The sequence below is a fragment of the Nocardia sp. CWNU-33 genome, assembly GCF_046764895.1.
In the GTDB taxonomy this organism is placed as follows: Bacteria; Actinomycetota; Actinomycetes; order Mycobacteriales; family Mycobacteriaceae; genus Nocardia.
Window position 1 is genome coordinate 96,686 of sequence record NZ_JBKOQN010000017.1, and the last position, 18,823, is coordinate 115,508.

At 65.4% G+C, this 18,823-nt stretch carries 18 protein-coding genes and 1 riboswitch; of the genes, 6 read left to right on the forward strand and 12 right to left on the reverse strand.

Features of this window, described 5'->3' with window-relative positions; translation table 11 throughout:
• Window positions 1-5: 5 nt before the first annotated feature.
• From ACLMAL_RS22940 to ACLMAL_RS22950, 3 genes are all read right to left on the reverse strand, one after another.
• Window positions 6-1,463, reverse strand: a complete 1,458-nt coding sequence (locus ACLMAL_RS22940; protein WP_412000950.1) for an SDR family NAD(P)-dependent oxidoreductase — start codon at window positions 1,461-1,463, stop codon at window positions 6-8.
• Between the two features lie 103 nt (window positions 1,464-1,566).
• Window positions 1,567-1,758, reverse strand: coding sequence for a hypothetical protein (locus tag ACLMAL_RS22945; RefSeq protein WP_412000951.1), 192 nt, complete (start codon window positions 1,756-1,758; stop codon window positions 1,567-1,569).
• 88 nt (window positions 1,759-1,846) lie between these two features.
• Window positions 1,847-2,776, reverse strand: a complete 930-nt coding sequence (locus ACLMAL_RS22950) for an alpha/beta fold hydrolase (protein ID WP_412000952.1) — start codon at window positions 2,774-2,776, stop codon at window positions 1,847-1,849.
• A 207-nt stretch (window positions 2,777-2,983) separates the two neighbouring features.
• On the opposite strand from ACLMAL_RS22950, the gene ACLMAL_RS22955 reads away from it, so the two are divergent.
• The 4 genes from ACLMAL_RS22955 (at window position 2,984) to ACLMAL_RS22970 (ending at window position 6,889) form a co-directional block, all read left to right on the forward strand.
• Window positions 2,984-3,682 (forward strand): TetR/AcrR family transcriptional regulator, encoded by a 699-nt coding sequence (locus ACLMAL_RS22955; protein ID WP_412000953.1) that lies wholly within the window; start codon window positions 2,984-2,986, stop codon window positions 3,680-3,682.
• 215 nt (window positions 3,683-3,897) lie between these two features.
• Window positions 3,898-4,932 (forward strand): transglycosylase SLT domain-containing protein, encoded by a 1,035-nt coding sequence (locus tag ACLMAL_RS22960; protein ID WP_412000954.1) that lies wholly within the window; start codon window positions 3,898-3,900, stop codon window positions 4,930-4,932.
• A gap of 156 nt (window positions 4,933-5,088) precedes the next feature.
• The gene (locus ACLMAL_RS22965) at window positions 5,089-6,234 is read left to right on the forward strand and encodes an acyl-CoA dehydrogenase family protein (RefSeq protein WP_412000955.1); all 1,146 of its coding nucleotides are present in this window, start codon (window positions 5,089-5,091) and stop codon (window positions 6,232-6,234) included.
• Window positions 6,218-6,889 (forward strand): TetR/AcrR family transcriptional regulator, encoded by a 672-nt coding sequence (locus ACLMAL_RS22970; RefSeq protein ID WP_412000956.1) that lies wholly within the window; start codon window positions 6,218-6,220, stop codon window positions 6,887-6,889. Before ACLMAL_RS22965 ends, ACLMAL_RS22970 begins: the two co-directional genes overlap by 17 nt.
• Window positions 6,890-6,914: 25 nt before the next feature.
• On the opposite strand, the gene ACLMAL_RS22975 is transcribed toward ACLMAL_RS22970, so the two are convergent.
• Window positions 6,915-7,277, reverse strand: a complete 363-nt coding sequence (locus ACLMAL_RS22975; protein WP_412000957.1) for a hypothetical protein — start codon at window positions 7,275-7,277, stop codon at window positions 6,915-6,917.
• A 306-nt stretch (window positions 7,278-7,583) separates the two neighbouring features.
• On the opposite strand from ACLMAL_RS22975, the gene ACLMAL_RS22980 reads away from it, so the two are divergent.
• Window positions 7,584-8,339, forward strand: coding sequence for a DUF4190 domain-containing protein (locus ACLMAL_RS22980; protein ID WP_412000958.1), 756 nt, complete (start codon window positions 7,584-7,586; stop codon window positions 8,337-8,339).
• A gap of 14 nt (window positions 8,340-8,353) precedes the next feature.
• Here ACLMAL_RS22980 and ligD read toward each other — a convergent pair whose 3' ends face one another.
• The 6 genes from ligD to ACLMAL_RS23010 form a co-directional block, all read right to left on the reverse strand.
• The gene (gene ligD / locus ACLMAL_RS22985) at window positions 8,354-9,355 is read right to left on the reverse strand and encodes a non-homologous end-joining DNA ligase (RefSeq protein ID WP_412000959.1); all 1,002 of its coding nucleotides are present in this window, start codon (window positions 9,353-9,355) and stop codon (window positions 8,354-8,356) included.
• Window positions 9,355-10,440 (reverse strand): ATP-dependent DNA ligase, encoded by a 1,086-nt coding sequence (locus ACLMAL_RS22990; protein WP_412000998.1) that lies wholly within the window; start codon window positions 10,438-10,440, stop codon window positions 9,355-9,357. The genes ligD and ACLMAL_RS22990 overlap by 1 nt, the downstream gene beginning before the upstream one ends.
• 232 nt (window positions 10,441-10,672) lie before the next feature.
• A complete protein-coding gene (locus ACLMAL_RS22995; RefSeq protein ID WP_412000960.1) occupies window positions 10,673-11,080 on the reverse strand; it encodes a cold-shock protein in 408 nt (135 codons plus the stop codon).
• Between the two features lie 29 nt (window positions 11,081-11,109).
• Window positions 11,110-12,210, reverse strand: a complete 1,101-nt coding sequence (locus tag ACLMAL_RS23000; RefSeq protein WP_328402575.1) for an SPFH domain-containing protein — start codon at window positions 12,208-12,210, stop codon at window positions 11,110-11,112.
• A gap of 17 nt (window positions 12,211-12,227) precedes the next feature.
• A complete protein-coding gene (locus tag ACLMAL_RS23005) occupies window positions 12,228-12,461 on the reverse strand; it encodes a hypothetical protein (protein WP_328402573.1) in 234 nt (77 codons plus the stop codon).
• A gap of 91 nt (window positions 12,462-12,552) precedes the next feature.
• Complete coding sequence (locus tag ACLMAL_RS23010) at window positions 12,553-13,488, reverse strand: hypothetical protein (RefSeq protein WP_412000961.1); 936 nt, start codon at window positions 13,486-13,488, stop codon at window positions 12,553-12,555.
• A gap of 294 nt (window positions 13,489-13,782) precedes the next feature.
• Here ACLMAL_RS23010 and ACLMAL_RS23015 point away from each other — a divergent pair, with 294 nt between their 5' ends.
• The gene (locus ACLMAL_RS23015; protein WP_412000962.1) at window positions 13,783-16,692 is read left to right on the forward strand and encodes a tetratricopeptide repeat protein; all 2,910 of its coding nucleotides are present in this window, start codon (window positions 13,783-13,785) and stop codon (window positions 16,690-16,692) included.
• Window positions 16,693-16,825: 133 nt separating this feature from the next.
• On the opposite strand, the gene ACLMAL_RS23020 is transcribed toward ACLMAL_RS23015, so the two are convergent.
• Both ACLMAL_RS23020 and ACLMAL_RS23025 read right to left on the reverse strand, forming a co-directional pair.
• Window positions 16,826-17,545, reverse strand: coding sequence for an MgtC/SapB family protein (locus ACLMAL_RS23020; RefSeq protein ID WP_412000963.1), 720 nt, complete (start codon window positions 17,543-17,545; stop codon window positions 16,826-16,828).
• A gap of 234 nt (window positions 17,546-17,779) precedes the next feature.
• Window positions 17,780-17,951: riboswitch (M-box (ykoK) riboswitch) on the reverse strand.
• 162 nt (window positions 17,952-18,113) lie between these two features.
• The gene (locus ACLMAL_RS23025) at window positions 18,114-18,743 is read right to left on the reverse strand and encodes a TetR/AcrR family transcriptional regulator (protein ID WP_406230877.1); all 630 of its coding nucleotides are present in this window, start codon (window positions 18,741-18,743) and stop codon (window positions 18,114-18,116) included.
• Window positions 18,744-18,823 lie beyond the last annotated feature (80 nt).

An 18,823-nucleotide genomic window follows, 5' to 3' on the forward strand; every position in this document is an offset into this window, starting at 1 on the left:
GCGATTCACCAGGGCGACGGTTGGTAGTCCTTGAGGAAGCAGCCGTACAGGTCGGTGCCGCTTTCACCCTGGACGATCGGATCGTAGACCCGAGCTGCCCCGTCGACCAGGTCGAGCGGGGCGTGGAAACCTTCCTCGGCCAGGCGGACCTTCGTGTAGTGCGGGCGCTCGTCGGTGATCCAGCCGGTGTCGACGGCGGTCATCAGGATCGAATCTTCCTCGAGCATTTCCTTGGCGCTGGTGCGGGTGAGCATATTCAGCGCGGCCTTGGCCATATTGGTGTGCGGATGGCCGGGGCCCTTGTACGCGCGGGAGAACTGGCCCTCCATGGCGGAAACGTTGACGACGTACTTGCGTCGCGCCGGCGACGCGGCCATGGCGGGACGTAGCCGGGACACCAGAATGAACGGCGCGACCGAGTTGCACAGCTGTACCTCGAGCAGTTCGGTCGGATCGACCTCGGCGACGGTCTGCACCCAGCTGTTGGTGTGCGCCAGATCCGGCACCAGACCGCCCGCGTCGATCGCAACGCCGCGCGAAATGCGTTCTGGTGTCGCCGATCCCGCGACCAACGCCAGTTCGGCGACGTCCGTGGCGGTCAGACTCGGCGTGAGCGAGGCAGTCAGCGCGGTCGGATGCGCCTGCATCGTTTTGCCGAAGCTCACCATGTCCGGCAGCGCGCCCGCGGGCAGCGGACCGGATTCGGCATCGACGAGTGCGCTGTAGGCGCCGGGGGAGCGGCGCACGGTCTGCGCGGCATTGTTGATGAGAATATCGAGCGGGCCCTGTGCGGCGACATCGTCGGCGAGAGCGACTACTTGGGCGGGGTCACGCAGGTCGATGCCGACGATCCGCAGTCGATGCAGCCAGTCCGCGCTGTCGTCCATGGCGGCGAAGCGGCGGATGGCATCGTTGGGGAAACGTGTGGTGATGGTGGTGTGTGCGCCGTCGCGCAGCAGTCGTAGCGCGATGTACATGCCGATCTTGGCGCGACCGCCGGTCAGCAGCGCGCGACGGCCGGTCAGATCGGTCCTCGCGTCTCGCTTGGCATGGCTGCCGGCCGCGCACTCCGGGCAGAGCTGGTGGTAGAAGGCGTCGACGCGGGTGTAGCGCTGCTTGCACATGTAGCAGGGGCGCGGCCGGAGCAGGGTGCCCGCGCTCGCGCCCGCGGCGTTCGAGGTCAGCGGGATGCCCGCGGTCTCGTCATCGATCCGATTGGGCGACCCGGTTGCCGTCGCCGCGACCACCGAGCGATCCGCGGCCGCAACCGCGTCCCTTGCCTCGCTGCGACGGCGGAGCTTGAGCTTCTTGAACATGTGCCCCACGGCGCGCTGCACGGCGATCGAATGGGGATCGTCTTTGTCCAGCTGCCCGGCCTGTTCCAGCACACGCAGGCAAATGGCCAGTTCGGCCGGGTCGATGGCCTGGGTATCGGGCGAGGTCGACGCGGTGTTCTCGGCCATCGGAATGCGGGTTTATCCTTCGTGAACTGGGGCGGTTGACGCATTCATTGTCGCATCGCGGCCGCAGCCCGCCTGCCGCACCCCGGCGGCCATCCTCGGTGGGCTACCCGCGCAGCACCTGAGCCGCCGCCACCCGACCGCACTCGGTTGCGCGCTCGGCGAGTCGAGTCGGCAGGGCCGCCGGAATCTCGGCACGCACCTCGGTGAATGCCTCCCATACGACACGCGGTGTCTCCGGGGTCAATGCGGCGAGGAAATCGTCGAGATCGTCCATTCCGTCGATGAGCTCGAGCACGCCGGTCCGCCCCGCCGGGTCCTGGGCAAGTGCTATCTAGACCAGGGTGCTCTTTTGTTGTCGGGTCGCGGCTGTGGCGAGCGGCGGCTCATCGGCGATGGATCGTCGCGTCGGAGGTGTGCAGGTCTTCGACGAAGTTGGCGATGGCCTCCGCGACGAGCAGCGGCTCGGTTACCGGTAGCCAGTGGTCGGCGGGAATCGCGCAGCGCCACAGGCGATCCACCCAAGGTGCGCTGCTGTCGTAGAGGAATGGCGGGACGAATACATCGGTGGTGTCGACCACCATCTGGACCGGCACCGCTGTCTGCCGCGGCCTTGGTCGCAGCAGATGGTGCAGCAGGTTGGCCCGTACGATGCGACTGCCTGCGAGCAGGTCGGCGCGCCAGGTGGCGGCGATCGGCGCGTACGCGCGCGGGACGCCGCCGAGCCGCTCGATGAGCCAGGAGCGGACCCGGGGCGGATAGGCGATCCGTTGCGCTGCGGCGGGCGCCGACCCGGCGCTGCGCAGCCACCACGTCGGGTCGGTGGCCAGTCTGCGCAGGTGGTGCGACGGAGAGGCGATGTCGCGCAACAGCATTCCGACATGGTCGAGATTGGGGCCGGAGATCGCGGTGAACGAGGCGACGCGGGTGTTCGCCCGCGGATCGCATACTGCTTCCCAGGCCTGCACCGCGCCCCAGCCGTGGCCGCAGACATGCACCGGCCCGCGCGGGCTGACCGCGTCGATCACGGCGTAGAAGTCCGCTGCGAGTCGGTTCAGTCGATAGTCCGATGTTGCCGTGGGTTTCGCCGACCGACCGTGGCCGCGTAGGTCGTAGGTGATCACGCGGAAGCTGTCGGCGAGCAGTGTCGCCACTTCGGCCCAGACGCGATGGGTGTCGGTGATGCCGTGCACGAGGACCAATGGTTCGGCGGCGGGATCGCCCCATTCGAAGACAGCCAGCTCGGTGCCCTCGACAGGCACGGTCGACTGCCGGTCCGGTCGTCGGAGATCGGTGCTGTCGGGCTGTTCGGTCATGTTCGCGCCTCGATCGATGAGCTGTCGCAGATGCTGGTGTACCGCCGGTACGTGCTCCGATACTGGCAGTACGAGGCATCGGAAATCAATGGGCCATAGCGTGCGTGGATATGAAGTAGATCACGTGTACTGCAGGTCAATGGTGGATTGCGCCCGCATACGTCGCCACGCCGCATGCGTACTACCGGTACGTGTAGGCTCCCGGATGTGCCCCGATCCGACACCAGATCCGCAGCGAGGACGATCACCCGCGAGGAAATCGTCGACGCCGCCATCCGGGTGATCGACAGGGATGGTCCGCGGCCGAGCATGGACGACATCGCCCGCGAGGCCCGCATCACCAAACCTCGGCTGTATCGCCAATTCGCCGACAAGGCTGATCTCTACACCGAGATCGGCAATCGGATGGCCAAGGCAGCAGGCGCTGCCGCAGGCAATGATCTCACCCTCATGCTGCAGCCGCCGCGCACTGCGCTGCACCGCGTCCTCGCCGGTTACGCCGACAGTATTCTCCAGCACCCCAACGTTTTTCGATTCCTCGGGCAAGCGCACGTCACGCAACACGCCGATGGTTCGGTGCTCCAATTCGACCTCGGTCGCGCCGCGGCGGGCCGCTTCGCCGCGCAGGCGCGTGAGGTAGCCGAATCCATCCAGATCGACGCGACCGGCATCGAATACTTGGCTCGCGCGGTCGTCGGAGTCGTCGTCTCGATCACCGATCTGTGGCTCGGAGATTCGGAGGTCCCGCGCCCCACGACGACGGTCGAATTCGTCGAGCAGGCTACCGAATTCGTCTGGGGCCTCATCGACGGCTTCCTGCGCCGCCAGGGCATCTCGGCAGACCCGGACATCCCGATCTTCACGTCCTTGGCGGCAGTCAACCAGTCACAACAGCCCGCAACCTGACCGGGCTCCCAGCAGACCGTGTGGCTGTAGCGCGGGCGGTGTTCCCAATGTAGGGGAACGATTGTCGACCCGCTGTTACGTCATACTCCAATCTGTCGTTGGTGCCGGGCCGTACGTGTGCGGCCCCCAAACCGCCCGGTGAGTGAGGATGCGATGCCACTGTTCGTGTGCCCGATAACATGTGGTGTCCGCGTCGACAGTGGTCGGGTGACGAGGTGACCGCCAAGGCCAAGCGATGGATGCCGGAGGGTATAGAACCTCCCGCGGGCGCGACAGCGGGCCTCATCGAGGTTGTTACGACTGCGCGGGTGGTGATTCAAACGTCGGCAGATCAGTTGGCGACCGGATCTTCGGCGGATCCGCCGAACCTGATGAAGCTCCTGTCCGACAAGAAGCTTGTCGATACGCAGAACAAGTCTGTCATGGTCGACTCCTATTCGTCGCGCCTGGATGAGGTTCGCGCGATCAAGTCCGACATAAAGAAGCAGGACGAGGGCATCGACATGTCCTCATATGGCGTTTTCGACGTCTCGAGCCAGACATTCACCAGTATCAAAGACGAGGCCAAGGGCCTGGCCAACGTCTTGGCGGCCGCTCCTGCGCTGCGCGAGAAGCAGGAGTATCTCACCGCGTCTCAGGAAGCACCGCTCATCACCGCCGCCTTGAATGCGTCAGAGAGTGTGCGCAAGAAGGTGGAAGGGGCGAACAAGCAGGTTGACGACCATAAGAAGGAAATCGAAAAGGCGACATCCACGTATGCCTCGAAGCCTGGCTACGTGCCGAGCTATTCCGGTCGTTCCGGTGGTGGTCGACGGGGTTCCTCGTACGGTCCGTACAGGGCCCCGTCGGCTTCCGACTACGCGAAGTACACGGGCACCACTACGGTCAACCAGGCCATTGAGGGTGCGCTCGATGCGCTCGGGATCACCGATCCGGTGGCTCGCGAGAATTGGCGGAAGGGCTATCTGGTCCTGATCGAACGCGAATCGAGCAACAACCCCAACGCCATCAACCTGGAGGACAGCAATGCCGACGCTGGTCACCCCTCTGAGGGTCTCGCTCAGTGCATTCCGAGCACATTCCGTGAAAACCATGTCCCCGGGACCTCCAACTTCATCAGAGATCCGGTCGCCAACGTCGCCGCCAGCATGAACTACGTGATGCGCACGTACGGTGTCTCGAGAGATGGCAGTAATCTGGCGGCCGAAGTTCCCCAGGCCAACCCCGCTGTTGCCGGGCACGGATACTGAGCGCACCTGCGGCACGGAGATTCGACGCGGGTTCGTCGATATTTCCACTATTGGGCCGACGTGTACACGCCTTGTTGACATCATGCCAATAGTGGTGGAATCTGATGTCGACGAGCCGGCGGCGAGGCCGGCCCGAGGCGAGCAAAGGATCGGACGATGGCACGCGCCGCGTGGAGTGATGACGAGGTCGAAGCGGTACGAGACCTGGCCAAGAACTTCTTCGAAAAAGAAGTCGTCCCGCATGAGGAGAAGTTCGTCGCTCAGGGGCATCCCGATCGCGCGCTGTACAACCGCGCAGGCGAACTCGGTCTGCTGTGCACCGCGCTGCCGAGTGAATACGGCGGCGGTGGAGGCACTTTCGCGCACGACGCGGCCGTCATCGAGGAGCAGGCGTCCGCAGGAGACGGCGCGCTCGGCATGCCCGTGCACAGCTCGATCATCGCGCCCTACCTCAACGAGTTCGGGTCCGAGGAACTGAAGCGGCGGGTGCTGCCGAAGGCCGCAAGCGGCGAGATGGTGCTGTCGATCGGTATGACCGAACCGGGCACCGGCTCGGACCTGCAGAACATCAAGACCAGGGCGGTCCGTGAAGGCGACGAGTACGTCATCACAGGCTCGAAGATCTTCATCACCAACGGCTGGTTGTGCGACGGCATCATTATCGCCGTGAAAACCGACCCGACCAAGGGCGCCGCAGGCGTTTCGCTGATTTTCGCCGAGGTCGGCGACGACACCCCGGGATTCAAGCGGGGTCGCATCCTGAACAAGATCGGCGGCAAGGCCCAGGACACCGCCGAGCTGTTCTTCGACGGCTTGCGGGTGCCCGCCTCGAACCTGCTCGGGGAGGCCGAGGGCCAAGGCTTCTATCAAATGATGCAGCTGCTCGCCCAGGAGCGACTGGTGACCGCGATCATCGCGGTAGCCATGATGGAGAAGGCCGTCCAGCTGACCGTTGACTACACCAAAGGCCGTGAGGCATTCGGCAAGCCGCTGTTCGCGATGCAGAACACCAAGTTCGAACTGGCAGAGTGCGCGACCATCGCCACGGTGAGTCGCACCTTCCTCGACGATTGCATCGTCAAGCACCTGCGCGGCGAGTTGGACATTCCCACTGCTGCGATGTCCAAGTACTGGCTCACCGATCAGCTGGGTATCGTGGTTGACCGCTGCCTGCAACTGTTCGGCGGCTACGGCTACATGACGGAGTATCCGATTTCCCAGCTCTACACCGGCGCCCGCGTCCTGCGCATCCTCGCGGGCAGCAACGAGGTGATGAAGGATCTCATTGCCCGGTCTCTCTGAAGTCAGGGGTGAGGCGGCTTCGTCGGCGGCCGCGTCCTCCGACGAGGCGCAGCCGCGCAGGCGCAGGCTGGAACCCGATGAACGGCGCGCGCAAATCCTCGCCTGCGCGATCGACATGTTCGGTGAGCGTCCCTACGCGGCAGTCTCGACCGCCGAGCTGGCTCAGCGCGCAGGTGTGGCGCGCGGCCTGATCAATCACTACTTCGGCAACAAGCGCGACCTCTACCTCGCCGTGGTGCGCCGGATGGTCACCTTGCCGCGGCTCGACGACATGGTGACGCCGAGCGGCACCGATCGCGAGCGAGTCGACGCCAGCGTGCATTGGCTGCTGGACGTGATCTCCGAACACGGCAGCACCTGGGTGAAGGTGACAAGTCACGAGGGCGTCGGCAACGACCCCGAGGTGCAGCACATCCTCGACCAAGCCGACGACGCGGCCGCCGAGCGCATGCTGCTGATGGTCGGACGCGCCGATTCGACACACAGTGCGGAATTGCGCGCGATGGTCCGTGCCTTCGGTGGTCTGGTGAAGGTGGCCGGACGGGAGTGGATCACCCGAGGCACACTCACCCGCGAACAGGTGCACGTGTTGCTCGCGGACATGCTGATGACGTTGATGACCGAAACGATGCCGAAAGTGGACCCGCGCCGGTGAGCGCGGAGGCGGCCCGTTCGAGGTGCTAGGTCAGCTCACGGGCCGGCTCGCCCGATGTCGTGGTGCCGCGTGGCGCGGCGCCGTAGGGAACGTGCCGGACATGTCCTGGCGCGTGCCCCTGTCTGCCGTACTTCAGCTCGATCACTTCCTCGCGCCGATGCTCGACGACCAGCGCGCCGATGCCCACTATCCACAGCATGGCGGTTGCGATCGCGCCGATCTGCGTCCAGCCGGTGAACCCGTATCCGGCTGCGGTGAGGGTGCACGCCATCGCCACGATGCCGAGAGCGCACAGGATCAGGCCGGGCACGTTGTAGTCGTCGCCGAGCAGATCGCCCGCATGAGCGTGCCACGGCCGCCCTTGGGTCGAATCCGTACTACCGAACATGTCTCCTCCTGGTTTCGAGTCAGCACATGATCAGCGATTTCACCTTGTGATCAGCATGGACCTCGGCTGCGCGATCCGCGAGGGGTGTTTGCTGGTTCGTTATTCCGGGGCGGGCGCAGCGGAAGTCGTACTGTTCCCACCGCTGCGAAATGTTGCTCCGGCTTCGTTATTACGCTTTGATGACGGCCGATTGGACGTTTCGGATGATCCTGCGGCTGTTCGCCCCTATTCTGTGTCGATATCGGGGCGGGTCCGGGCAGTCCGAGGCTCCTGCGCGGTTGTGGTGTGGAGAGGGACGGACCTGGCATGGCACGGATGGAACGCCGTGAGATCGAGCGCTGGCCAGAGGCGCAGCACGAGGAGAACTGGCAACAGGAATCGGAATCCGAGGAGCGTTGGCCCGAGGCGGACGCCGAGGGACGCTGGTCGGAGGCGCCGCAGCCCGGTCGTCGCCGGACGGGTCGGTTGCGGGTGGAGATTCCGCCCATCGTGAACCCGTATGCGATCGTCGCGCTGGTTGCCGCGTTGCTGGGGTTGTTTCCGGTGGCGATTGTGTTCGGTTTCATCGCCTTCAGTCATCCACGTGGCAAGGCGATGGCGGTGTCCGCGCTGCTGATCGGGGTGGCCGAGGCGACGGCGCTCGCGGGATTCGTGGCGTTGTCCGGAACGGCATGGACCGATTCCGTGTCGCGCGCGAACAAGGTCACCGAGGTATCGACCGTTGCCGCGCCGCCCGTCGTCGTGACGACGGTGGCGCCGACCACGGTCGCGCCGCCGCCGGTGACCACGACCTCCGCGTCGACCAACCTGGTCACTCCGAAGAAGGGCACGGCATGTTCGGACCCCGCGCTCATCGGTACAGGCGCGGACGGGAACACCCTGCTATGCCTGGCCACTCCGGCGAGTGGTGGCTACCAGTGGGCAGGGCCTTACACCATCGCGACGGCCGTGCAGCAGGCCGGGACGAAATGCGAAGTTTCCGGCACAACCAAGAGTGCACGCACCGCGGACGGTCATGCGCTGGCGTGCGAGAGCAAGGTGTGGGTGCTGTGGACGGAGTAGCGCCGCGGTAGCTGTTAGTCGGCCTTCTTGGCCCGGCTCGGCTGCACGCGGGGCGGCTCGTTGGGCATCTTCGGATACTGCGGCGGCCACGGCGCGTCCATCAGGCCTGCGGCCATATCGCGTTCGGACATCGTCAGCAGCGATTCGATCGATTGCGGGGCACGGTCGGCCCACGGATCGCCGAGCGCGGCCAACCGCGCGGGCACGGTGGCGATGGTGAGTTCGTCGGGGACGATGGTGTCGAGTTCGGACCAGGCGATCGGCGTCGACACCTGGGCACCGACCTTCGGACGCACGCACCAGGCGCCGAAAACCGTTTTGTGCGGGGCGTTCTGGTTGAAGTCGATGAACACGCGACTGCCGCGTTCCTCTTTCCACCATTGCGCGGTGATCTCGTCGGGATGGCGGCGCTCGAGCTCGCGAGCCAAGGCCACAGCGGCGGCGCGAACCTGGTAGCCATCCCAATTCGGTTCCAGCGCAACATAAATGTGCAGACCGCGAGAACCGGAGGTCTTGATCGAGGATTCGATGCCGAGTTCGGTGAACAGTTCGCGGGTCAGCACGGCGGCATGCTTGAGATCGTCGAAGGTGATACCGGGGGAGGGGTCCAGGTCGATGCGCAGTTCGTCGGCGATCTTCAGATCGTCCACCTGATTGGGCCAGACGTGAAAGCCCAAGCAGCCCTGGTTCACCGCCCACAGGATATGCGCGAGATCATGCGCGACAAGGGCGTCGCTGGTGGTCCCGTTGGGTGTGGAGACCTCGACGGTGTGCAGCCAATCCGGCGCGGATTTCGGAACCCGCTTCTGGAACCACGATTTCCCCGACGCGCCGTCGGGATAGCGCTCGAGCAGCAGCGGTCGATTGCCGACCACCTTCAGGAACGGTTCGGCGACCGCCTGGTAGTAGTGCACCAGATCAAGTTTCGTTTCGCCGCGCTTGGTGAAATAGATCTTGTCGGGATTGCTGATGGTGACGGTTCTGCCGTCCACCTCGATATCGACGGACGCGCTCATCACTTTCCCTGGATTTCGGTGAAGAGGGTGCTCAATTCGGCGGGAGCGACCTCGTCGAGCTGGGCGTAGGTGCATGATTCCGGGGTCCGGTCGGCGCGGAAGCGAACCAGCCGGCCGCCGTGGCGCAAGCGGCCCGACTGCACATGTTCGTAGCGGACCTCGGCGACCAGCTCCGGGCGCAGCGCCTCCCAGGACAGGTCCTTGCCGCCGGTCCATCGGCTCACCCCGCCCGGCATCTTGCCGTCGGCCTTCGCCTGCGCGGCAGCATCGGCCCACTCCCGCCACGGATGGTTCTCCAGTGCATGCTCGCGCAACGGTTTCAGCTCCTCGACCAGCGACTTGCGCTTGGCCGCAGTGAAACTGCTCGCCACCCCGACATGATGCAGGTGCCCTTCGTCATCGAAAAGACCGAGCAGCAACGAGCCGACACCCTCGCCGTCCTTGTGCCAGCGGAAGCCGGCGACCACACAGTCAGCGGTGCGCTCGTGCTTGATCTTGAGCATCACCCTTTTGTCCTGCAGGTAGGCCAGATCGTTCGACTTGACCATGACGCCGTCGAAGCCCGCGCCCTCGAACCGGGTGAACCAGTCCTCGGCGATCTCTGGGTCCTCGGTGATCGGGGTGAGGTGCACCCTGGCGAATTCGGTGTCGAGAATGGTCGCCAGTAGTCGCCTGCGTTCGGCGAATGGTTCGCCGGTCAGATCCTTGTCACCGAGCGCAAGCAGATCGAAGGCGACGAAACTGGCCGGTGTTTCCTTGGCCAGCTTGTTCACACGCGAGGCCGCCGGGTGCAGACGATTCTGTAGCGTATCGAAATCGAGGCCCTGATCTGTGACCACGACGATTTCGCCGTCCACCACGCATTTCTCCGGCAGCGCCTGCTTCAGCAATTCGGCGACCTCGGGGAAATACCTGGTCAGCGGGCGGTCGTTGCGTGACCCGAGTTCGATCTCGTCGCCGTCGCGGAAAACGACGCAGCGAAAGCCGTCCCATTTCGGTTCATAGCTCAGGCCCGGCTCACGCGGTACCGACGGGGCTGTTTTCGCCAGCATCGGCCGGACTGGTGGCATCACCGGTAGGTCCACGCGCTCCTCCTCGGTTTGTTCCTCACCCATGTCGACGCCGTCGCCGACGAAGATTCATCGGTTATCGCGGGCTGAGGCTCCGGCTCGATCGTAGGTCCCAGGTCCGACAACATCGTGAACTTCGGGCAACCGGGCCGCGGTGATGTCGGGCCGGGCAACCGGTGCGCGCAGGTCTGGAGCTGCGGTGATCGGCCGCAGTTCCATCGCGGCTACCTTCGTGTTCGGTCCGAGCTCATTCGAGCCAGCCGTGCTGGTCGGCATAGGCGGTGAGGCGATCGCGGATCGTCAGGATTTCGCCCGCGGTCAATGCCGGGCTCGCGTCCAGGAGCAGCTCGGTGATCTGGCGCTTGTGCTCGGCGGCCGTCAGCTGGCCGGGGGAGGATGATCGGTCCTTTTTGTGTCGAGGGGGAGGAGTCGATGCTGCCTGCTGGCCGCCGACCACGGTCAGATTGACCGCTTTGGGTCCACGGTCGCCCTCGGTCACCTCGAATTCGAACACCCGACCCTGGCGCAGCTCGTCCTCGTCGAGACCGATGTCGTTCACGTGGACGAACACATCCGGTCCACCGTCATCGGGACGAATGAACCCGAACCCCCGAGAGCTGTCGAACGACACCAATTTCCCGATGGACACCAACACCCGCTCCTCGCCGTTGCTATTCGGCCACTTTAGCTCGCATTTTCCCCGTCGTTGGATGAAAGCGCCTTTTGTAACGAATTGAAGACGGTGAGCCCTTGACCGACCATTCCGTTGACCAATTCCCCGACGCCGTCCGGCCCGTTCAGGACCGTCAGGTTCGCGTTCGCCAGTCCGTTGGACGCCTGCTTGACGATCTCCGGCAACTGCTCGATCAGCAACTGGTCCAACGCGATTCGATTGTTCGATGCGGCCGCATCGGCCTGGATCCTGGTCCGGTCGGCCTCGGCCTCGGCCAGGATGCGCACCCGTTCCGCCTCCGCGAGTGCGGGTTTCACCACCTCGGCCTGCAATTGTTGTTCGCGCAGTTCGGCCTCCTTACGGGCCTGTTCGGCCTGCGCGGTCAGCACCTCCTGCATGGCCTTGGCCTCGGCCAGCGGCCCTGCCTGCGCCGCCTCGGCATTGGCTTTGTCGATATCGCGCTGATACTGGGCCTTCAGGATCGCGGTCTCGCGCTGGTACTCGGCCCGTCGGCGCAGCGACTCCTGCTCGGCCTCCGCGGCGAGTTGCGCGGCTTGTGATTGCGCGATCTGCGCGTCACGCTGCACCGCGGCGTTGTGCGGGGCCGCGAGTGCGGTGATGTAGCCGAGGTTGCCGTCATCGATGGACTGGATCTGGAAGGAGTCCACCCACAACCCGATATTGCTCATCTCGACTTTGGACGCGACAAGCACTTCGTCGGCGAGGCGCTGCCGTTCGCGAATGATTTCCTCGACCGTCATCGAACCGACGATCGAGCGCAGATGACCGGAGAAGATGCGCCCGGTGAGCACCGACATCTCCCGCTCTTGTTCCGACAGGAAGCGTTGTGCCGCATTGACGATCGACTTCTCGTCATTGGCGACCTTGAACGCGATCACCGCGCGCACCTCGAGTTGGATGGCCTGCTTGGTGACGCAGCGCTCCTTGATTTCCGCCTCGAACATCGCCAGCGACAGATAGCTCACCTTGCGGAAGAAGGGCATCACCCATTTGCCGCGTCCGATCACCACCCCGAACGGCACATCGTCCTTGCTCTTGGCGCCACTGACGAGCATCGCCTCGTCCGGATCAGGTACGTGATACCCCAGCACGTCGACTCCCTACTTGTTTACATTTTCTCGGGTAGATCCGTCTGCAACGGAATCCACGGAACCACATCGACGATGCGCCCCGGATTGACGGTGATGATCAACACGGTGGTTCCCGCCGGAATCGGCTCCTCCGCCCGTGCGATATAGAGCTCCGTCCCCCCGCGAATCGCCACCAAAACCTCCCCCAACATTCCGGCACCCCGAATCGCCGCCGTCAGCGTACCCGTCAAACCCCGCACGGGGTCGGTCATCGCGGTGAACTCCTCGGACTAGACACCAGGGCTGTCAGCCTACGCGTCGGAGCGGAATTCGGCCCTGGAGTAAATGGCGTCGGACCGTCGATTACGGGTGTCGCTGTTCGCTCAGCGCTTCGGCGACGATATGGCCGACCGAGCGCTTGGTGAGATAGTGCGTGGCGTCGTGCGGTTGTGCGCCATTGTCGATGGCGGGATGTGTTGTCGGCACGACCGTGCCGCCGGGGCCGGGTGGGAAGAAAGGGGCCAGGTCCAGGTGCGCGGCGACGATATCGTCACGGTCGGCGATATTCTCCCAGCGGGCGAGCGCGGGTGGAACGGTCGGCGGCTGCGGCCGCAGGCGCGGGTAGATGATCGACTGCAAGGCGAGCGGCGAACCGAGGGTGATCAGCGTGACCGGCCCCGGGGCGTGGTGCAGGGCCTCGTAGGCGACCACCGAACCGAGCGAGTGTCCGATGACCAGCCTGGTCTCTGGTCCGATCAGGTCGAGCACCTGCTGCTGGGCATGCTTGCGTACCGCTTCGTCGCAGAGGTACCGGGTGACCTGCGCCAGCGACCGGTTGACGAACTTTTCCGCGAGCCCGAATCCGGAGGGCGCGAACCACTTCAGCCTGGTGAGCGCATTGGTGGCGAACCTGGCCTTCGCCCCGATTCCCTGTTGGCCCACGTCGCCGAGCGCGGCGTTGTCGAGGTAGCGCTGTGCTTCCATCTGATCTCGCGAGTTGCCGGCCTGCGCCGCCGCCGTCGCGAGCCAAGCCGCGGCGAGCTGTTCGCTGAGTTCCTGATCGTCATCGCTGATCGGAGCGGCGCCACCCTGAGCGCCGGGATCCAGAAAAGCGTTGCCGTAGAAGGCCATCCGAACCTCGGGGGCCCCCGGCAGCAGCCCGCGCCACAACCGATCGGCCAGTTCGGGATGCCCGGCCGCGCGAACTCCGCCCGCCAGTGCGGGGATCCACTGGGCCTCCAGCACATCCGCCGCATATTGTTCCTGCGCGATGCCATGCACGAGCACTATCGCTGCCATATTTCACGGCCCCCGGTTGTCACTCGCCACGGTGTGACGTTCTAGTACGTTCCTATCACGGCGGGCAAACCGCGGTGGTCGTCCGCGCAAAAATATGAGGTCCGGTAGTCGGGTTCCCGAGGGCGGTAGGTTTCCTGAATGGGAGGAAGGCTCGCGCTGGTTGTCGGATCCGAGTGCGTTGCGCTGGGGGAGTTGGGGTTCACCGGCGCTGCGGGCACGGCAGCGACCATAGGGCGACGTTGGAAGACAGCCAATGCGGGGTTCCCGTTTCGCGAGGGAAGGTAGGTTGCCTGAATGGGAGGAAGGCTCGCGCTGGTCGTCGGATCCGAATGCGGGGCGCTGGGGGAACTGGGGTTCACCGGCGAACTCGCGACCGGTCTGTACGAGAGTTTGAAAGCGGCCGGTGGTTGGCAAGCCGCGACCGATGCCGACGGGCCACTGCTCAATCCGACTGCAGCGCAGCTCAGTTCGGCGGTCGGAGTGGCATTCGCAGCCGCAGCGCAGCAGCAGGCCACACTGTTGATCGGGTTCATCGGGCACGGGACGGCGACCAGCGCCGAGGACTTCTTTCTGCTCGGTCAGGATTCGCCGTCGATGCCGGACTCCCACACGGCATTTCATCTCACCCAGGAGATTCGGGAGCGACTGAACAGGTCGGCGCTCGATGGGCTGGTGGTGCTGGTGGATGCGTGCGAGACCGAGCAGGGCCTCTTCGGCGCGGCCCGTCGATGGCCGGAATTGCTGGCCAGGGCGGCGGGTCGGATGGAGCTGTTGGTCGCCGCGGGTGACGGCCCCGCGTATGCGGGCTGCTTCACTCGAACGATGTTGTCCACCTTCGCTTCCGGGCTGCCATTGCGTGGCGAGAATCTGCTGCCGTCGGATCTGGTCGACCCGATTGCGACGGTGTGCATTAGGCAGCAGCCCGAACATCTGTCCTTCACCTCGGGCACTGTCACCGTCAGCGAGGGCGGTGACCCCGGCCTGTGGCTGGTGCCGAATATCGCACGCCGCCGCGATGCGGTCACCGGCCGGCCGGCCGCAGGTTTCGTCGACCAGCTGACCAGTAGGTTGTTGCTCACCGCCGCGGTGAGGGAGACCCTCGACGACATCATCGAAGCCGGCAGCAACCGATTGCGCGGCGTCATCGGCCCGCCGGGTGTCGGCAAGTCGACCCTGCTGGCCATGCTCATCCGGCCCAGTCTCGTCGACACTCTGCCCATCTCACCCGAATACATCACTGCCGCTATCTTTTTGACGGTGAACAGTTCGGTCGACGCGGTGGCCGCCGAGCTGTCGGCGCAGTTGACTGCCAGGGTGCCCGGGTTCGCCGCGGCCGCGCGGACCGCACGCGAGCTCGATGAACACAACGGCATCGCTCATGACGTGTTCGACATCGAGGTTCGACATCCGTTGGCGCGGTTGGCAAAAGACGGTAGACGGGTCACCATGATCGTCGACGGGCTCAACCATCCGGAAGTCGGCACCCGACAATTGCTGATCGATGTCTTCGCTGATCTGACGCGCGGCGATGACCTTCGTCAGGTGCGGGTCATCCTCGGTATTCGGCAGGGCATGGGGATCGAGGATGCTCCGGCGCTCGCCCACATGCACCGCATCGTGGTCTCCGAGCCGGTCGCCGAGGACATCGCCGCCACGGTGGAGTCGGCGCGGGACAGTCGTATGGTGCTCGACGAGCGCGAGTGGACAGCATGGACGGATGTGCTCTTGGCCGAAACACCTTCGACCCGTGGTGATTCCGACTCGGTGACAGCCGGCTGGCTGATGGCTCGGCTGCTGACCGAGATCCCCGGTGCGGTGGCCGATCAGGCGATGGTGCGCGACGTCGGCCTCGACGATGTGGTGGCCTTGCGCATCGGGGCCGCCCTGCAGGTCGCGGGTGCGGCAACGGCCGGGACGATCGGCGCGCTGCTCGGTGTCCTCGCCGCCGCGGGCGTCGGGCCTGCGCTGCCGATCGAACTGCTCGACGCGGCGATGACGTGGATGGGCCACCAGACCAAGATTGCCCGCCTGCGTGACCTCACGGTCGGTCTCGGCTCGTTGGTCACTCGTAGCCGACCGGGCACCGCCCGCGAGGCGGTCGGCGTGACCCATGCCGCGTTGCTGGCCGGACTGCGGGCCGAATGCCGCAGGCTCGGAGCGGAACTCGACGCCGGCCACCGGGCAATCATCGCGGCGATCGAGGACAACGGCGCGAAGAGTGCCACCACTTACGCCCGCGGCGCGGCGGTGCGCCACTACCTGGCCGTCGGCAATTCCGCGGCCGCCTTCGACTTCCTCGAGCAACTGCAGACGCCGCGCGCCGCCGACAATCGCGACCTGTGGTCGGCGTGGCTGCCGAGCTTCACCGCGGTCATGGGCGCGGATCATCACGACACCCTGCGCGTGCGCAACCGCCTTGCGAACAGCCGCGGCCGCAGCGGCGACATCAATACCGCCATCGAAGAACTCGAGAACCTCGGCCGTGATCAGGCGCGAGTGCTCGGCGATCAGCACATCGACACCCTCACCACTCGCCTCCACACCGCCGACTGGCGGGGGCATACCGGCCGTTTGGAGCGCGCCGTCGCCGAACTCGAACGGCTCGTGATCGATTACATCCGCGTGTGCGGCGCCGACCATCCGTGGACCCTGCGCGTGCGCAACAGTCTGGCGTATTGGCGCAGCGAACGCGGTAGCCTGCGCCGCGCCATCACCGAATTCGAGCAGATCATCGAGGACCAGTCGAAAATTCTCGGCACCGCCGACCCCGAAACCCTGCGTACCCGACATGATCTCGCCCGCAGCCGAGCGATGGCAGGTGAAATCGACCGCGCCCTAGCCGAGTTCGAACAGCTGCTCACCGACCTGAATCGCCTGCTCGGCCGCGACCACGCCCAAACCGTGCGCACCCGCAACAGCATCGCTCGATGGTTGCGGGAGGGCGGCGAAACATCAAGGGCAATAGCAGAATACGAGTCGTTGCTCACCGACCAGATCCGTATCTTCGGCCCTGACCACCCCGATACCCTCTACACCCGCAACTGTCTGGCCGCCTGCCACGGCGAAGCAGGTGACATCACCCGCGCGATCGCCGAATACGAACAACTGCTCGCCGATCAGGAACGCGTCCTCGGCCCCGATAACGCCCACACCCAACTGACCCGAAGCAACCTCGACTACTGGCGCGCCCAATCGGGCCGATAGCCCTGTGCCCGAGGGCGAGTGGCACCTGGTTGTGGCTGCGCGCGACGGGATCGGCAGTGATGCGGTCGGAATCGGGTGTCGTAGTCGTATAACCGATCGAGGGTGTCGCGTGAGGGGTAGGAACGCAACAGGGTCATGCCCGCGCATCGCCCGCTGTCTCGGGCACCGAGATGTGCCAGCCGACGCTGGTCACCGACGGCTCCAGGCTCAGCCTGCTCACCGCCGACTCCATCTGCCGGTCATCGCGCTGGTCACCGGTCAGCTCTGCGCGTACCTCCACCCGGCCTGGAACGTCGGTGTTCGCACTGGCCACCGAAACCAGCTGGAAATCGGTGCGCGTCAACGCCTGCACCAGCAGCGCGCGGACGTGTGCCTCGTGCTCGTCGTTGGTCACGGCGACGAAGGCGTAGGAAGCGGGCTGCTCATCGGATGCGTCGGGCCGGCGATCCACGGCCCGCCCGGCCGCCCGCAGGGCGATATTGACCACGACGATCGCCACGGTGCCCGCCAGCGCGGTGCCGAGCATCCCCGCGCCGGCCAGTGCGCCGACAGCCGCCGAACACCAGAGTGTCGCAGCGGTATTCAACCCACGCACGTTCAATCCGTCGCGGATGATGACGCCCGCGCCCAGAAAGCCGATTCCGGACACGATCTGGGCCGCGACGCGGGTCGGGTCGGCGGTGGCGCCCTCGAACCCATTGGCCGACAGCAGGACGAACAGCGTCGCGCCCGCGGAGACGAGGGCATTGGTGCGCAGGCCCGCACCCCTGGCCCGGTACTGCCGCTCGAAGCCGATCACCATGCCGAGGCCGACGCCCGCGAGCAGCCGAATGATCATTTCTACCGTTGACATCACGCACTCCCTGACTGGTCGGCGCACCATCGAACAGCAGGCTACGGGGCTCGTCCCGTTCCGAAATCGGCCGTGAGGGTGTCGCCGGGTGAATAGTTGGCTAACAGGGTTCTCGAATTATCTCCGCCGGGCATCCGGCTCACCTCCTTCGGCTGTTGTGCGCACGGCAAAGCCGGGCGCGGTATCGGCAATCGCTGCGGAGTACGCGTGGGGATCCCGGCAAAACTGCCGGTGGAAGCCCTCCTCGTAAGACCTTTGGCACTTCACGGCGTAAACCCGACAGGTGTCGGGAGCCAATCGGGATCACCCCTTAATCCGGGGAGACCTGTCCTGACCCGGGGCGTCTCTCGACGTTCGGGGTCGCTGGCCTGTATCCGTGAAGGAGCCTCAGCGAACGATCGGCACCTTGCGCTGGCCAGTAAACACCCAAACGGAAGTATTGGCAATGCGACGTCCGGGCATGCGTCCGTCCGGCGCTTTCCAGGATTTATCGCCTACAGCTGGCTGCCTGCGTCCAGGAGGGTCTATCGCTGTCCGTGGTGGGCCCTATGTGTTCCTGAACACAGCGTCAAGACCGATAGAGGCAGCGGTAGGCCGCGATCGTTTCGGCGCAGTGGTCGATGACCTCTTCCCTGGTGGCGCGCAGCGAACCATTGAGCCATGCGGAGAACATGCCCGCATTACCGCTGGCCATGGTGACCGCGGCCAGGCGGCGGCGGACCGGGTCTTCGATGTGGGCGAACAAGTGGTCCTGCATCAGGCGGGTGAACACCGGCATGACCGCGATGGTGGTCTGGCCGAGTCCGGTGCTCGAATACGGCTCGACCAGAAACAATCGCGACTTGCGCGGATCCGCGAGCACCTTATCGACGAGTACTTCGGAAAGCGCATGGTCGCGCGCCGGATTGTCGGTGGCGGCGAATGCGGTCATCGGCTCGAGGAACTCGTCGGCCACTTGGCGATAGAGCTGGTCGAGCAGTTCGTCGCGGCTGGCGAAACTCTCATAGAAGTACCGGTCGGTGAGATTGGCCCGCCGACACACCGCGCGCATGGTGACCCCGGCAGCGCCGGATTCACCGATCAGGTCCAGCGCAGCTTCGAGCAGCGCGGCCCGCCGCGCCTGCCTGCGCTCGGTGAGCGTCGTGCCGCCCCAGATCCGGGGACCGGCGTCGTCGTCTGATTCCTGCCCTGTCTGCACCGTCTCACATTAGTAGGCGTCGAGGCCACCGCGTCTTTCGCGGCTGCCCGGTGTCCGGAAAGTGCCGGAGTGATGCGCCG